The organism is Variovorax sp. J31P207 (assembly GCF_030316965.1).
GTDB classification, from domain to species: domain Bacteria; phylum Pseudomonadota; class Gammaproteobacteria; order Burkholderiales; family Burkholderiaceae_C; genus Variovorax; species Variovorax ginsengisoli_B.
In genome coordinates, this window is sequence record NZ_JASZYN010000004.1 from 140,368 (window position 1) to 155,147 (window position 14,780).

Sequence of the window (14,780 nt, forward strand, 5' to 3'; positions counted from 1 at the left end):
TTCCCCCGCCAGCGGGATCAGGATTTCGCGTCCGCCACGCGCTGGGCCGGCGGCGCCAATTCGGCCTTGGCATCCATGCCGACGGCCTGCGGCGCCACCAGTGCGCCCGGGCGCACGTGCTGCAGGCCGTTGACGACCACCCGCTCGCCCGCCTTCAGGCCTTTGGTGACCACGCGCAGCCCGTCCACCGGCGCGCCGAGCGCGACCTCGCGGTATTCGGCCTTGTTGTCGGCGCCGACCACCAGCACGAACTTCTTGTTCTGGTCGGTGCCGACCGCGCGTTCGTTGACCAGCAAGGCCGTGTCGTTGCGCGCCTGGCCCATCCGGATGCGCGCGAACTGGCCGGGAATCAAGGCGCCGTCGGCGTTGTCGAAGGCGGCGCGCACCCGCACCGTGCCGCTCTTGGCGTCGACCTGGTTGTCGATCAGCTGGAGCCGGCCCTGGAACGGCGTGCCTTCGCTGGCCGCGGTGCCCATCTGCACCGGGATGCCTTCGATCCGACCGCGGGCGCTGGCGCCGCCGGGCATGTCCTTCAGGGCCCGCACCACGACCTGCTCGTCGGCATCGAAGCTCGCATAGATCGGGCTGACCGACACCAGCGTGGTCAGCACCGGCGCGCCGGGACCGGCCGCGACCAGGTTGCCGACGGTGACCTCCAGCTTGCCGGTGCGTCCGGCGACCGGGGCCCGGACCTGGGTATAGCCCAGGTTCAGCCGCGCGCTCTGCAGCGAGGCCTGGGCGGCGCGCAGATTGGCCTCGGCCTCGCGGCCGGCATTGGTGCGCTCGTCCAGCTCGCGCTGGGCGATCGCCTTTTCGTCCCACAGGCGGCGGGCCCGCTCCTGCTCGCTGCGGGTGAACGAGACGCGGGCCTGGGCCGAGGCGACCTGGGCTTCGGCACGGTCCACTTCGGCCGCGTAGGGCGCCGGGTCGATGGTGATCAGCAGTTCGCCCTGCTTGACCAGCGCCCCTTCGCGGAAGTGCACCGCCTGCACGGCGCCGGCCACCCGCGATCGAACGTCGACCCGCTCGACCGCCTCGAGCCGGCCCGAGAACTCGTCCCAGGTGTTGACTTCGGTCGCCGCCACAGTCGCCACCGACACCGGCGTGGCACGCGGGGCCGCCACGGCCGTGACGTCGCTGGCCTGGGCATGCAGGCTGTGGAAGCCGAGCGCGGCGCAGGCGATCGCCACCAGCGCCGTGACGCCCGTCACGGCGGGCCAGAGGCGGCGCCGGGCCGGGGAGGAGGGTTGAGGGTTCGACATGATGAAGGTCCTTTTGGGATGACGCTTGGAAAACACGCCGCCCTCCCGCGCGGATGGCGCAGGACAGCGGTAAAAAGAAAATCTGCGGGGCGAACGCCGCCCCACGGCGGGTTGGCGCCGTCGGCTTCGAGGTGCCTTCACCTCGGTCTGTTCAGGGGGTTCCGGGTGACCGGAACCTGCGGCGCACGGCCTGCCGTGCGCCGTCGCTCAGTGCGGCGGCGGCGTCGCGCTGAAGAAGTCGCGGAAGTGCTTCTGCACCGCCGCCTCGCAGGCCGCACAGCCCGAACCTTCCGGTTCGTAGAGCGCCTCGGGCCAGTTCGCCGCGCCCGGCAGCACGCTGCTGGTGACCTCGATGCCGGCATCGGCGAGCCGGCGCGCGAAGTTCAGCGCCTCGTCGCGCATCGGATCGTCCTTGCCGACCAGCACCAGGGTCCGCGCCACCTGCGCCAGCCGCAGCGAGCCGCCGGGTACCGCATAGGGATGGGTCGCATTGACCGGCCGCTTGAGGTATTCCTGCCAGCCCGACGCCCACTTGCACTGGATGGCGTCGCCGGTGGCCTTGCGCAGCGACGCGGTCCCCGCGCAGGGGTCCAGCATCGGCGACAGCAGGATCTGGCCGGCCAGGGGAGGATGGGCCCGGTCGCGCGCCATCAGCGCCACCGCGGCTGCGAGGTTGCCGCCGGCCTCCTCGCCCGCCAGGAACACCTCGGCGCCCTTGCCGGCCAGCTTGACGCGCTGCTTGTAGAGCCATTCGAGCGCCGCGAAACCGACCTCGATCGGCTCCGGGAACGGTGCCTTGGGCGCCAACGGGTAGTCCAGCGAAACCACCACGGCGCCGGCGCCGGCCAGCAGCCGGGCCACGCTGCGGCCGTTGTCGAGGTCGCCGCAGACAAAGGTGCCGCCATGGAAATGCAGCACCAGCGGCACGGTCGCTCCGCGCGGCCGAACACCGTACAGGCGGGCCTGCACCGGCTCCCGATCCGGCAACTCGATGCGGATATCGGTCTCGGCGTCCCGTGCAGCGGCCGTGGAGGCGGCGGCAACGGGTTGCTCAATGGAACGGCTGGACATGGACGGCCTCGGTGGATGGACGATGAACGAAATATAAGGCGGCGCAGGGTGGGTTCAAACGGACACCGGGCCCCACTCTGTTTCCATCCGACTAACAATCGCATCCGGAGCCCGTGTGAGAATCCGCTCCCCCAAGGCATTCCGCCACCCCCAGGAGCAGCATAGATGGACCAGATCCAGGGCATGCGGATATTCGTCCGCGTCGTCGAAGCCGGCACGTTCACCCGCGCCGCGGATTCGCTCGGCCTGCCCAAGGGCACGGTCACCAAGCAGATCCAGGCGCTGGAGTCGCGGCTGCACGTCAAGCTGCTCAACCGCACCACCCGGCGCGTCACGGTCACGCCCGACGGCGCGGCCTACTACGAACGAACCGCCCGGCTGCTGAACGACTTCGACGACATCGAGGCCAGCATGACCAACGCCCAGGCCAACCCGACGGGTCGGCTGCGGATCGACGTCGGCTCGTCGATGGCCCGGCTGGTGATCCTGCCGTCCCTGGCGACCTTCTGCGACCGCTATCCCGACATCCAGGTCGACGTCGGGGTCAGCGACCGGGCGGTGGACCTGATCTCCGACAACGTCGACTGCGTGATACGCGGCGGCGACCTGACCGACCAGTCGCTGGTGGCGCGGCGGATCGGCAACCTGCCCTGGATGACGGTCGCCTCGCCGGCCTACCTGAAGCGCTACGGCGCCCCGCAGCATCCCACGGACATCGAGAAGCGCCACCTGGTGGTGGGCTTCTTCTCGGGCAGCACGCGGCGCATGTTTCCGGAGGAGTTCCACCGGGGCGACGAGAAGTTCGAGATCACCGGGCCCTACCGCGTCTCGGTCAACGACAGCAATGCCCACATGACGGCGGTGCTCGGCGGCTTCGGGCTGTCGCAGGTCATCACCTACATGGCCGAGCCTTTCATCGCGAGCGGCGAACTGGTGCAGATCCTGCCGGACTGGACGCGGCCGCCGCTGCCGGTGCACGTGGTGTATCCGCCCAACCGCCACCTGAGCGCGAAGGTGCGCGCCTTCGTCGACTGGGCGGCGGAGCTGTTCGCCAAGCACCCGCAGCTGCAGCGGCTCTGATTCAGCGCCGCGCGGTGCGCCAGGCCTGCCGCAGCGCCTCCTGGCTGGCGGGCGGCAGGACGCCGAGCCGCACCAGCCCCGGAAGCCCGAACGAAGCCGTGTCGCGCAGCTTGATGCCGGCCTGCCGGAGCGCCGCGCTGCGGGCCGGCGTGAGCGCGACGTCCGGCTCGGCGCAGAAGAAGTTGGCGTCGCCGGGCAGCAGGCGCCAGCCCAGCGATTCGCAGGCGGCGCGCTGCGCCGCCTTCCAGGCCCGGAGGGTGGCCAGGCTGCCGTCGAGCCACTGCCGTGCCGCCCCGCCGGTCCAGGCCTCGAGCAGGGCCACGCCATGGGCGCCGAGCGGCCAGGACGGCGCCAGCCGGGCCAGCCGTGCGCCCAGGTCCTGCGCCGCCACCGGAGCAATCGCGTAGGCGGCCCGCACGCCGGTCAGCCCGAGCGCCTTGTTGGGCGTCCAGAGCTGCCAGACGCGGTCGCGCTGCGCCGCGTCCAGCGCCAGCGCCCCTTCGAGGCGAAGCGGTTCGTAGGCCAGGTCGAGCACGCAGGTCGCGTGGGGAGCCAGTTGATCCACCCGGCGGGCCAGGTCCTCCTGCGGCAGGCCCAGCGGGCTGGCGGGGTCGCAGCACCAGACCAGGTCGGCCGCGCCGTCGGCCGTCGCCGGCTGGAAGTGCCAGGCCTTGGCAGCCCGCGCGTAGTCGCCGTAGCCGTGCGGCGGCAGCCGGACCCGCCCGCCGCCGCCCTGGGACACGGCGGCCGTGACACGGCCGATGAACTCGCTGGCGCTGGCGGCGATCACGATCCGATGGGCCTCGACGCCATGAAAGCCCGCCAGCCGCTCGCGCAGGTCGAGGTAGTGCGGATCGGGGTAGCGGCTGGCGTCCGCCGCCTGCAGTGCCTGCAGCGCGGCGGGACAGGGCCCGCAGGCATTGCCGTTGGTCGAGAAATCATGCGGGACCGCGCCCTGGGCATCGGGTCCGCCGTGCATCAGCTCGAACATCTCGGAGGCCCTCATGCCGCGCCCCGCAGCGCGATGCAGCCGATCGCGGCCGTGGCGCAGGCGCCGGCCAGCGCGACCCCGCGGGCGGCGAGTCGCGCTGCCTGCTCTGTGTCGGCCGCTGTGGCGCCTCGGCCGGCTTCGTTGAGCACATAGACCCCGGGCTTTCCCAGCCGGATTCCCAGCTGCAGCGCCATCGCGGCCATCGGCCAGCCGCTGTTGGGCGACGGCGTCCGGCCGGCTTCGCGGCGCAGGGTCCCGAGTCCTGCGCCCGCCGCCGCCGAAGCGCCCCACAGGAACAGGGCCGTCAGGCGGGCGGGCAGCCACGACAGCAGGTCGTCGACGCGGGCGGCCCATTTGCCGGCCCAGGTCCACTGCCGGCCTTCGCGCTCGCCGCGGTAGCCCCACATCGCATCCGCGGTGTTGGCGAAGCGGTAGAGCGCCGCACCCGGCAGGCCGAACAGCGCAAACCAGAACAGCGGCGCCACCAGCGAATCGTTGAGGTTCTCGGCCAGCGATTCGATCGCGCTTTCGCGCACCCCGACCGCGTCCAGCGCGCCCACGTCGCGACTCACCAGCCGCGCCAGCCGGCCGCGGCCTTCATCGAGCGAGCGGCCGAGCGCGGCCTCGACCGCCAGCACCTCGTCGCGCAGCATGCGCCAGGCGAGCAGCGGCTTGAGGGCGATGCCGGTCAGCAGCGGCCCGGCCCAGGCCGGCAGGCGGCTCGCAACTTCGGCGACCGCGCAGGCAGCGGCAGCGACCAGCGCGGCGCCGGCGCACCAGGCGAGCGCGCCACCGGCGAAGGCCGCCCGCGCGCGCGCCGGCGCACCGGCCGGCGGTGCGATGCGCCGACCGGCCCAGCCCAGATAGCGGCCGATCCAGACCACCGGATGCCCGCGCGCCGGCGGCTCACCGAACCATCGGTCGATGGCCAGCGCCAGCCAGAGGGCCGCGATCGCGCTCAATCCTCGATGCCGCGCTGGGCGGGGATGCCGGCCTTGAATGCGTGCTTGACCATCTGCATCTCGGTCACGGTGTCGGCCAGTTCGACGATCTCGGGCGGGCAGCGGCGACCGGTCAGCACCACGTGCACCTCCTTCGGCCGCGTGCGCAGTGTCTCCAGCACGCCGTCGAGCGGCAGCCAGCCGTAGATCAGCGGGTAGGTGATCTCGTCGAGCACGACCAGGAAGTGCGCGCCCGACAGGATCGCGGCCCGGGCCCGCTCCCAGCCGTCGCGCGCCAGCTGCGCCGAGTGCTCGAGATCCTGGCTCTTCCAGCTGAAGCCGTCGCCGAGGCCTTCGATCGGGATGCCGAGCTGCTCGAACATCCGGTGCTCGCCGAAGCGCGCGCTCGGCACCTTCATGAACTGGTAGATCTTCACCGCCTTGCCGCGGCCGTGGGCGCGCAGGGCAAGCCCGAAGGCGGCGGTGCTCTTGCCCTTGCCGTCGCCGGTGTTGACGATCACCAACCCGCGGCGCTCGCCTTCGGGCTTGTCGTAGGGTTTTTCGCTGGGAGGAGTTTCGATCTGCATGTGTTTCGGTTGTCAGTGCGGCACGGCCAGCCATTGGCCCGCCACGTGGTGAAAGGCGACCCGGTGGTCGAACACCGCTTCGAGCGCCCGATGGGTCGCGGCATCGCCGCAGCCGCCGTGATGGGTCACGCGGCCCGCCGCCATCACGACCATCGCGTCGGCGGCGAGCGCGGCATTCAGTTCGTGCAGCACGCTGACCACGGTCTTGCCTTCGGCCACCAGCGCCTGCACGGTCCGCATCCAGTCGGCCTGGTGCGGCGGGTCGAGGTTGGCGAGCGGCTCGTCCATCAGCAGCAGCTCGGCCTCGACCGCCAGCGCCCGCGCCAGCAGCACCCGCTGGCGTTCGCCGCCCGACAGCTGGCCGAGCGGCCGCTCGCGCCAGTCCCAGGCCTGGGTGCTGCGCAGTGCGCGCTCGACCGCCGCCCGGTCGGCCGCGCTCGGCGCCGCCAGCCAGCGCTGGTGCGGCAGGCGCCCGAGCATCGCGACGTCGTAGACCGTCAGGTCGTCGGCGCTGCCCTCGCCCGCCACGCCCTGGCCCAGCCAGGACAGGCGTTGGGCCCGGGCGCGGCCCGGGAGCGTGCTCAACGCTTGCCCATGCAGGCGCACCTCTCCGCCATGGGCCAGCAGGCCGGCAAGCACCTTGAGCAAGGTCGACTTGCCCGCGCCGTTGGGCCCGACGATGCTGGTCCAGCGCCCCGACGCCAGCGACAGGTCGATGCCGTGCAGCACCTCGGCCAGGCCCAGCCTGGCCGACACGCCGCGAGCTTCGAGCGCGGCCGGCGTACTCACAGGCCACCCCGCGCGCTGCGCCGGTGCATCAGCCACAGCAGGTAGCTGCCGCCGAGCACCGCGGTCAGGACGCCGACCGGCAGTTCCTGCGGCGCGACCATCCAGCGCGCCAGCAGGTCGGCCGCCATCAGCAGCAGGCCGCCCATCGCGGTGGACAGAACGATCAGCCGACCATGCGTGGTCTTGACCACCGAGCGCACCAGGTGCGGCGCCGCCAGGCCGACGAAGGCGATCAGCCCGGTCTGCGCCACCGCGGTGCCGGTCGCCAGCGCCAGCACCGCCACCAGCGCGGCGCGCATGGCGCCGAGCGGCAGCCCGAGGCTGGCCGCCGTGGCCTCGCCGAGCGCCAGGCCGTCGAGCACCGGCGCCAACGCCCACCCCAGCAGCAGGCAGGCGACTCCGAGCCCGCCCATCACGGCGCAGGCGCTCCAGCCGACCAGCCCGGTGCTGCCGAGCATGAAGCCCTGGATGGCCTGCAGGATGTCGGCCGAGGCGATGGTCAGCAGATCCTTGGCCGCCCCCAGCACCACGCCGACGATCACGCCCGCCAGCAGCAGCCGCAAGGTCTGCTGGACGCCGCGCGCCAGCAACAGCGTCAGCAGCACCGCCAGCACCGCACCGAGGAAGGCCGCGCCGGTCAGGCCCAGGCGCACCACCCATTGCGTGCTGGTCGGCGACAAGCCGAACAGCCAGAGCGCCAGCGCGACGCCGAGCGAGGCGCCCGAGGCGCTGCCCAACAGGTACGGATCGGCCAGCGGATTGCGGAACAGCCCTTGCGCGATCGCGCCAGCCAGTCCCAGCAGCGCGCCCGCGAGCCAGGCGCCGAGCGTGCGCGGCAGCCGGATGTCGCGCACGATCTGCAGCGCCACCGGGTCGTCGCCGGCCGCCAGCAGGTTCTCGAAACCGGTGCTGCCGATGCCCGCGCCCAGCACCAGCAGCGCGCCCGCCAGCGCCACCAGCAGGATGCCCAGCCCCCAGGCGCGGCGCTGCTGCCCCTTCACCCGTGCTCCTGCAGGCAGCCGGCCATCAGGCGCGCCGCCTCGCCCATGCGCGGCCCGGGCCGGACCAGCACGTCGGACTGCTCGGCCGTGAAGCGGCAGATGCGGCCTTCGCGCACGGCCTTGATGCGGCCCCAGCCCGGCCGCTGCTCCAGCCCCTGGGCGCTGCGCTCGCCGACCATGATCAGGTCGGGATCGGCGCGGACCACGAACTCGGGGTTGAGCTTCGGAAACGGCCCCAGCGCAGCCGGCACGATGTTCCTGGCACCGAGCCGCGACAGGGTCTCGCCGATGAAGGAGGCTTCGCCGGCCGCATACGGGGCGCTGTTGATTTCGAAGTACACGCGCGTGCGCTTCACGCGCTCGGGCAGCGACTGGGCCGCCGCCGACACGCTGGCATCGATGGCGCGCCAAACCGCTGTCGCATCGCCGGTGCCGAGCACCCGGGCGAGCGCGTCGAGCACCCGCCGGACGTCGGCATGGTTCTTCGGTTCGAGCACCACCACCTTGAGTCCCAGCGCCTCGAGCCGGTCGGTGACGCGCGAGGACTTCGCCAGCAGCACCACGTCGGGCTTGAGCGCGACGATCGCCTCGACGTTCGGATCGATGCCGCCGCCGACCTGCGGCAGCGCCCGCACCGACGCCGGCCAGTTCGAATAACGGTCGACACCCACCAGCCGGTCGCAGGCGCCCAGTGCGCAGACCGATTCGGTCAGCGACGGCAGCACGGTCACGATGCGCTGCGGCGGCCTCGGCAGCTCGACGCCCACGCCGCGCTCGTCGACCACCACGGTCGCCTGGGCCGCCAGCGCGAGCGCGCACAGCCAGCCGGCGAACCACAGCCGGGCGATCCGCTTCATGGCGCATCCTTCAGGGTCAGCGGCAGCCCGGCGGCCATCAGCGTGACGCGCTCGCAGGCGGCGGCGACCTGCTGGTTCAGCAGGCCCAGGGCGTCGACGAAGGCGCGCACCTCGCGGCCGAGCGGAATCACGCCAAGGCCGATCTCGTTGCCGACCAGGACCAGCGGACCGGGCGACTCGCCGATCGCCTGCAGCAGCTCCGCGACCGCGCGATCGGCCGCCATCGACGCGCGCGGCGCCCCGAAAGGCACCATCAGGTTGGTCAGCCAGAGCGTGAGGCAATCGACCAGCACCAGCGTGCGGGGGCCGGCGTTCTCGCGGATCGCCTGCGCCAGCGCCAGCGGCTCCTCGACCGTTTCCATGGCAGGCAGGCGCGCCGCCCGATCCTCGCGATGCCGCGTCACGCGCGCCAGCATCTCCTCGTCGAGCGCCCGCGCGGTCGCCACCAGCACCGCGCGGTGCGAGGGCGAGCGCGCCAGCCACGCCGCGGCGATCTGCTCGCCGCGGCGCGACTTGCCGCTCTTCTGACCCCCGAGGATCAGTTCGCGGCGGACGATGCTCACTGCTTCGGCTGCCACCGCACGGTCAGGTAGGCGCCGATTCCGGCCTGGTTGTAGCCATAGGCGGTCTCGTAGTGTTCATCGGTCAGGTTGGTGATGCGGCCCTGCACCGACCAGTCCTTGGCGAAGCGGTAATCCACATAGAGGTCGATCGTGGTGTAGGCGCCGAGTTTGCGCGTGTTGGCCGTGTCGTCAAAGCGGCTGCCGACGCTCAGGGCCGAAGCGCCCATCTTCCAGGGGCCGGTGGTGTAGTCGATCGCCAGCGTCGCCTGGTTCTTGGCCCGGCGCGGCAGCTGCTTGCCGCTGACCTCGTTGCGCGGGTCGAGCGAGTCGTAGCTGGCATGCAGGCCCACGGCGTCGAACTGGCCGTCGTAGCTCAGCGTGCCGCCGGTGATGCGCGCCTCGGGAATGTTCTGCGGCAGCGTCGTGTTGGTGATGAAGCCCTGGATCTTGTTGTCGTAGCCAACCAGCTTCACCGTGTGGGCGCCCTCGGTCCAGGTGATGCCGATATCGGTGTTCTTGCCCTCCTCCGGCTTGAGCAACGGATTGCCGAAGCCCGGGTAGTAGAGCTGGTTGAACGACGGCGCCACGAAGCTGGTGCCCTGCGAGATGCTGACGCGCCAGTTCGGCGTGATGCGGTAGGCGTAGCCGGCATACCAGGTGTCGTCGTCGCCGAACTGCGAGTTGCTGTCGTGACGCGCGTTGAGCTGCCAGCTGTGGGGACCGGAATTGCCGTTCAGGCCGACGAAGCCGGCGTCGATCGTGCGCTCGGTGACCGTGTACGCGGTGTCGCTCTTGACCTTCTGCTCCAGGCGCTCGAGGCCGGCCACCACGGTGCCGATCGGGGTCGCGATGTCGTTCTGCCAGAGGTACTGGTCCTGCGTCGTCTGGAACAGGCCGGGCACGTTGAAGGGCGCGGCCACGATCGCGCGCGTGTCGTCGTCGCTGCGCGAGTAGCGCAGCTGGGTGGTCCAGTTGGACAGCACCCGGCCATTGACGCCGGCATAGCCGGTCTGGGTCCGCAAGGTGCCGCGGGTGTCGCGGCCGGGGCCGTCGTCGTAGTGGTTCAGGCCATCGGCGTACAGCATGCCGGCGTCGAACTTCCAGTCCGGCGTGAACTGGTAGCCGAACGAAGCGTTGGCGCCGGTCTGCGAGAACGGATCGCGGTCGGGGTTGAAGTTGCCGAACTGCACGTTGCGGTTGGTGGCCGAGACGCTGTTGACCAGCGTGCGCGTGACGTCGAGCGAGTAGGTCGCCGCGCCCGCGCCGCCACTGAAGCCGCCGGTGATCTGCTTGTAGCTGTCGCTGCCGATGGTGGTGGAGGCGCGCGGGTTGAACACCGTCTCGCCCGGCGCCGCCTTGCGCGTGAAGATCTGCACCACGCCGCCGACGCCGTCGCTGCCGTAGAGCGCCGAGCCGGGCCCCTTGACCACTTCGATGCGGTCGATCAGCTCGACCGGGATGTTGTCCCAGACCGGCGTGCCGAGCGTCGCCGAGCCGTAGCGCACCCCGTCGATCAGGAGGATGGTGTGGCGCGCCTCGGCGCCGCGGATGTACACGCTGCTGCCCTTGCCCAGGCCGCCGTTGGCCGAGATCTGAACCCCCGCCATGCGGGCCAGGATTTCGGGCAAGGTACGGCTGGCCTGCTGCTCGATCTGGGCCCGTTCGATGACCACGGTGTCCGACACCAGTTCGTCGATGCGGGCCGGCGCGCGCGTTGCAGTCACCACGGTTTCGGGCAGGGTCGCCGTGGCGGCCTCCTGGGCCGAGGCCAGGTTCGGCAGCGAAGTCAGGGAAACGATGGCCAGCGCGATGGCATGGGCGCGCGGAAGCGGGCACGACGAAGCGCTGCGGGCGGCGCAGGTGGACGAGACGACAGATTTCATGGAAGCGACAAAGATCAATGCCCGTCGCCGGCTTCCCCGCCGGCGTTTGGACGTCATGGCTGCGAACATGCTTCTCTCCATGCGGCAGCCGCCTCGTTGGCCGGTATCCGGGCTGGCAGCGCGGCCCTCGCCGCCTTCCCAGGCGCCTGTTTCAGAGCGCCCAGTGGCTGATTGACGAGGGTGGCATCCGAAGATGCCGTCTGCTTGACCGTTGCGGGGGCAGCGCAGGTTGGCTCGGCCCGATGGGCTCCGCCTCCTGCTTCCCGTTGAACTGCACCGCGTGAACCGCGGAGCGAGCACCAACGCGCGGAATTGTAGGGTTTCTTGGCATCTACCTTGCGCGCGACGATGCAAACACGCCGGCGCCGGTAACTACAATCGTCCTCCATGCCTGCACCGAGCCGTATTGACCAGATCGCCGAGCGCGTCGAACGCCTGCTCGTGCGCCATGAGGAAGTACAGCGCACCAATGCGCTGCTCCAGGACCAGGTCGACGCGCTCACGCGCGAACGCGACACCCTCAAATCGCGGCTCGCCGCGGCACGCACGCGGCTCGACGCCCTGCTCGACCACCTGCCCGCCGATCCCGGCCAAAACACTCCCTGATGAAACAAATCGAAGTCCAGATCATGGGCCAGAGCTACCTGCTCGGCTGCCCCGAAGGCGGCGAGCCGCAACTGCGCGAAGCGGTCGAGCGCGTCGACGCCGCCATGTGCAAGATCCGCGACGCCGGCAAGGTCAAGGCGCGCGACCGGATCGCGGTGCTGGCCTCGCTGAACCTCGCTTTCGACCTCGTGCAGCGCGAAGCCGCGCCCGCGCCTGCGCCGCCCCCCGCGCCGGCCGCAGCGCCCGCCGGCAGTGCCGAAGACGACGCACGCGCCGCGCAATTGGTCCAGCGCCTCGACCAGGCCCTTGCCGGCGACGGACATTTACTCTGAAGCTTGGGCGCGCAGGCGACAGCGGGCGTAAAATACGCTTCGTCTGCGGTGCGAAGCTGGGCTCTATATTTCCTTGTACCAATGCTCTCCGGAGCAGGGCTTGGAACATCGCTTGGCGGGTGTGATCATCTCGCGTCAGATGAACCCGAAGCCTTGCTGACCTCGCCCACCTGAACCCTGGTTCAGGATGCGGGTTCGGCTCACACTCGCAGACACCTTTTTTCGAAAGCCACGGCCCTGCAACAGGCGCCGTGGCTTTTTTTCTGCGCCGCAGCTTTCCCCCGTCGGCATGACGTGAATCAAGTCCGTCCCGGCGACCCTTGTATTAAGCTCTTGGCGGTCCAACCACAGGAGCATTCATGTTCAAGCGAATCCTGGTCGCCACCGACGGCTCCCCCCTCGCCAAGAAGGCCGTGGCGAGCGCCATCGCGCTGGCCTCGCAGAACGGCGCCGAGCTGGTCGCCGTGACCGTGGTGCCACGCTACCCGACCAACTACTTCGACGGCGCCGCCGTGTTCACGCCCGAGGACATCGGTCGCATCGAGAAGCAATGGGCCGAGGCGGCTCAAGCGTCGCTCGACGAGATCGCCAAACAAGCCGAGGCCAGCGGCGTCAAGGTCAAGACCTCAATAGTCAGCGCCGACCTGGTCGGCGACGCCATCATCGCCGCCGCGAAGAAGCACGACAGCGACACGATCGTCATGGCCTCGCATGGCCGCAAGGGCATCAAGCGACTGCTGCTGGGCAGCGAGACCCAGCATGTGCTCACCCATTCCGACCTGCCGGTGCTGGTCCTGCGCTGAGACCGGCCCGTCATCCCATCCAGAACAACGAGAGGCCTTGCATGAAGATCCTGATCGCCGTCGACGGCAGCGCGCACACCCAGAAAGCCATCGACTACCTGGCGAAGAACCGCGCCATGTTCATCGACGGCAATGAACTCGTCGTGGTTCACGTGTGCATCGGCGTGCCCGGCCATGTGACCCGCCACCTCAGCAAGGAGATCGTGCGCGACTACTACGCCGAAGAGACCGCCAAGGTGCTCGATCCGCTCAAGGCCACGCTGGCCAGCGCCGGCATCACCGGCTACAAGGTCGACCAGCGCCACGGCCATGCCGCCGAGGAAATCCTCAAGGCCGCCGCCGACTGCGGCGCCGAACTGATCGTCATGGGCACGCACGGCCACGGCCTGTTCGGCCGGGCGCTGATGGGCTCGGTCGCGACCAAGGTGGTGGCCGAGACCGACATCTCGGTGCTGCTGGTCCAGTAAGGCCCTCAGCCCTTGAACAAGGCCTTGTGCTGCTCTCGCAGCAGGGCCTTCTGCACCTTGCCCATCGCGTTGCGCGGCAGTTCGTCGACCACGAAGCAGCGCTTGGGGATCTTGAAGTTGGCGAGCTTTTCCTTGAGCTCGGCAATGATCGACTCGCCGTCGATCGCGGCACCGGCCCGTGCCGTCACGATGGCCACGCCGACCTCGCCGAAGTCGGCATGCGGCACGCCGACGATCGCGCTCTCGGCCACGCCGGCCAGCTCGTTGATGAACCCTTCGATCTCGGCCGGATAGACGTTGTAGCCGCCGCTGATGATCAGGTCCTTGCTGCGTCCGACGATCGTGACGTAGCCCAGTTCGTCGAACTTGCCGACGTCGCCGGTCTTGAAGTAGCCGTCGGCGGTGAACTCTTCCCGGGTTTTCTCGGGCATCCGCCAATAGCCCGCGAACACGTTGGGCCCGTCGACCTCGATATGACCGATCTCGCCGGTCGGGCACGGCTCGCCGGCGTCGTCGCGCACCCGCAGCTGCACGCCGGGAAGCGGAAACCCGACCGTGCCGCCACGCCGCGGACCCTGCACCGGGCTGTAGGGGTTGGAGGTCAGCATCGCGGTCTCGCTCATGCCGTAGCGCTCGAGAATGGTCTGGCCGGTGCGTTCGCGCCAGGCGTCGAAGGTATCGATCAAAAGCGGCGCCGAGCCGGAGATGAAGACCCGCATGCGGCGGCAGGCCTTCTTCGTCAGCCCGCGCTCGGCCAGCATCCGGACATACAGCGTGGGCACGCCCATGAAGACCGTCGCCTCGGGCAGCCGGGCCACCACGCGCGCGGCGTCGAAGCGGTTGAACCAGATCATCCGGCTGCCGCTGATCAGTGCGCCATGGATCGCGACGAAGAGCCCGTGCACATGGAAGATCGGCAGCGCGTGGATCAGCACGTCGTCGCCGCGCCAGCCCCAGTAGTCCTTCAGCACCTCGGCGTTCGACGACAGGTTGCGGTGCGTGAGCATCGCGCCCTTGCTGCGGCCGGTGGTGCCGCTGGTGTAGAGGATGGCGGCGAGATCGTCCTCCTGCTTCGGGGCGATCGCGTGGCGGTCGCTGCATTGCGCCGCCACGTCGAGCAATGTGCCGCTGCGGTCGTCGTCGAGCGTGAAGACATGGCGGGTGCCCGCCGCGGTGGCGATCGGCGCCACCCAGGACGCGTTGGCGCTGCTGCAGACCACGACGGCCGGCTCGGCATTGCCGATGAAATACTCGATCTCGGCGCCCCGGTAGGCGGTGTTGAGCGGCAGGAAGACATAGCCGGCGCGCAGGGTTGCCAGGTACAGCATCATCGCTTCGACCGACTTCTCGACCTGGACCGCGATGCGGGCGCCGGGCTCGAGGTCCAGCGCTTCCAGCAGGTTGGCGATCATGGCGCTGGCGCGGTCCAGGTCGCGCCACGAATAGCACAGGCCGTCGTCGGTCTCGACCGCGATCGCGTCGAGGTCGGAGGGAAACGCCGCGCGCAGCACGGCGAACAGATTGGCGTTGGAAATGTCAGTCATGTC

16 protein-coding genes and 1 riboswitch are annotated in these 14,780 nt (G+C 70.4%); of the genes, 5 read left to right on the plus strand and 11 right to left on the minus strand.

Annotated elements, in window-relative coordinates; genetic code table 11:
• Positions 1-17: 17 nt before the first annotated feature.
• Together QTI68_RS15260 and QTI68_RS15265 are read right to left on the minus strand one after the other, a co-directional pair.
• Entirely contained in the window at positions 18-1,262 is a 1,245-nt protein-coding gene (locus QTI68_RS15260; protein WP_286522415.1) for an efflux RND transporter periplasmic adaptor subunit, read from the minus strand.
• 207 nt (positions 1,263-1,469) lie between these two features.
• Complete coding sequence (locus QTI68_RS15265; RefSeq protein ID WP_286522416.1) at positions 1,470-2,333, minus strand: alpha/beta hydrolase; 864 nt, start codon at positions 2,331-2,333, stop codon at positions 1,470-1,472.
• A gap of 165 nt (positions 2,334-2,498) precedes the next feature.
• Here QTI68_RS15265 and QTI68_RS15270 point away from each other — a divergent pair, with 165 nt between their 5' ends.
• Positions 2,499-3,413: a LysR family transcriptional regulator gene (locus tag QTI68_RS15270; RefSeq protein WP_286522417.1), complete on the plus strand. Its 915-nt coding sequence runs from the start codon at positions 2,499-2,501 to the stop codon at positions 3,411-3,413.
• Between the two features lies 1 nt (position 3,414).
• Here QTI68_RS15270 and QTI68_RS15275 read toward each other — a convergent pair whose 3' ends face one another.
• From QTI68_RS15275 to QTI68_RS15310, 8 genes are read right to left on the minus strand one after another with little or no spacing between them, the layout of a single operon-like run.
• Entirely contained in the window at positions 3,415-4,419 is a 1,005-nt protein-coding gene (locus QTI68_RS15275) for an aminotransferase class I/II-fold pyridoxal phosphate-dependent enzyme (RefSeq protein WP_286522418.1), read from the minus strand.
• Complete coding sequence (gene cbiB / locus QTI68_RS15280) at positions 4,416-5,366, minus strand: adenosylcobinamide-phosphate synthase CbiB (protein ID WP_286522420.1); 951 nt, start codon at positions 5,364-5,366, stop codon at positions 4,416-4,418. The genes QTI68_RS15275 and cbiB overlap by 4 nt, the downstream gene beginning before the upstream one ends.
• Positions 5,363-5,932 carry a cob(I)yrinic acid a,c-diamide adenosyltransferase gene (gene cobO / locus QTI68_RS15285; RefSeq protein ID WP_286522422.1) on the minus strand — a complete coding sequence of 190 codons (570 nt, stop codon included), beginning with the start codon at positions 5,930-5,932 and terminating at the stop codon, positions 5,363-5,365. The genes cbiB and cobO overlap by 4 nt, the downstream gene beginning before the upstream one ends.
• 12 nt (positions 5,933-5,944) lie before the next feature.
• Complete coding sequence (locus tag QTI68_RS15290) at positions 5,945-6,721, minus strand: ABC transporter ATP-binding protein (RefSeq protein ID WP_286522424.1); 777 nt, start codon at positions 6,719-6,721, stop codon at positions 5,945-5,947.
• Positions 6,718-7,722: a FecCD family ABC transporter permease gene (locus tag QTI68_RS15295; RefSeq protein WP_286522426.1), complete on the minus strand. Its 1,005-nt coding sequence runs from the start codon at positions 7,720-7,722 to the stop codon at positions 6,718-6,720. The genes QTI68_RS15290 and QTI68_RS15295 overlap by 4 nt, the downstream gene beginning before the upstream one ends.
• A complete protein-coding gene (locus QTI68_RS15300) occupies positions 7,719-8,579 on the minus strand; it encodes an ABC transporter substrate-binding protein (RefSeq protein ID WP_286522427.1) in 861 nt (286 codons plus the stop codon). The genes QTI68_RS15295 and QTI68_RS15300 overlap by 4 nt, the downstream gene beginning before the upstream one ends.
• Positions 8,576-9,142 (minus strand): bifunctional adenosylcobinamide kinase/adenosylcobinamide-phosphate guanylyltransferase, encoded by a 567-nt coding sequence (locus tag QTI68_RS15305; RefSeq protein WP_286522428.1) that lies wholly within the window; start codon positions 9,140-9,142, stop codon positions 8,576-8,578. Before QTI68_RS15305 ends, QTI68_RS15300 begins: the two co-directional genes overlap by 4 nt.
• Positions 9,139-11,025 carry a TonB-dependent receptor domain-containing protein gene (locus tag QTI68_RS15310; protein WP_286522429.1) on the minus strand — a complete coding sequence of 629 codons (1,887 nt, stop codon included), beginning with the start codon at positions 11,023-11,025 and terminating at the stop codon, positions 9,139-9,141. Before QTI68_RS15310 ends, QTI68_RS15305 begins: the two co-directional genes overlap by 4 nt.
• Before the next feature lie 81 nt (positions 11,026-11,106).
• A riboswitch (cobalamin riboswitch) is annotated at positions 11,107-11,343 on the minus strand.
• A gap of 69 nt (positions 11,344-11,412) precedes the next feature.
• Between QTI68_RS15310 and QTI68_RS15315 the strand changes: the two genes are divergently transcribed.
• The 4 genes from QTI68_RS15315 (at position 11,413) to QTI68_RS15330 (ending at position 13,233) form a co-directional block, all read left to right on the plus strand.
• Positions 11,413-11,631 (plus strand): DUF904 domain-containing protein, encoded by a 219-nt coding sequence (locus tag QTI68_RS15315; RefSeq protein ID WP_286522430.1) that lies wholly within the window; start codon positions 11,413-11,415, stop codon positions 11,629-11,631.
• On the plus strand, positions 11,631-11,963 hold the full coding sequence (locus tag QTI68_RS15320; RefSeq protein WP_286522432.1) for a cell division protein ZapA: 333 nt from the start codon (positions 11,631-11,633) through the stop codon (positions 11,961-11,963). Before QTI68_RS15315 ends, QTI68_RS15320 begins: the two co-directional genes overlap by 1 nt.
• 359 nt (positions 11,964-12,322) lie before the next feature.
• Positions 12,323-12,766: a universal stress protein gene (locus tag QTI68_RS15325; RefSeq protein ID WP_286522433.1), complete on the plus strand. Its 444-nt coding sequence runs from the start codon at positions 12,323-12,325 to the stop codon at positions 12,764-12,766.
• A 41-nt stretch (positions 12,767-12,807) separates the two neighbouring features.
• Positions 12,808-13,233: a universal stress protein gene (locus QTI68_RS15330; protein ID WP_286522435.1), complete on the plus strand. Its 426-nt coding sequence runs from the start codon at positions 12,808-12,810 to the stop codon at positions 13,231-13,233.
• Positions 13,234-13,238: 5 nt separating this feature from the next.
• Here the strand turns inward: QTI68_RS15330 and QTI68_RS15335 are convergent, their stop codons facing one another.
• Positions 13,239-14,777 (minus strand): malonate--CoA ligase, encoded by a 1,539-nt coding sequence (locus QTI68_RS15335; protein ID WP_286522436.1) that lies wholly within the window; start codon positions 14,775-14,777, stop codon positions 13,239-13,241.
• Positions 14,778-14,780: the final 3 nt, after the last annotated feature.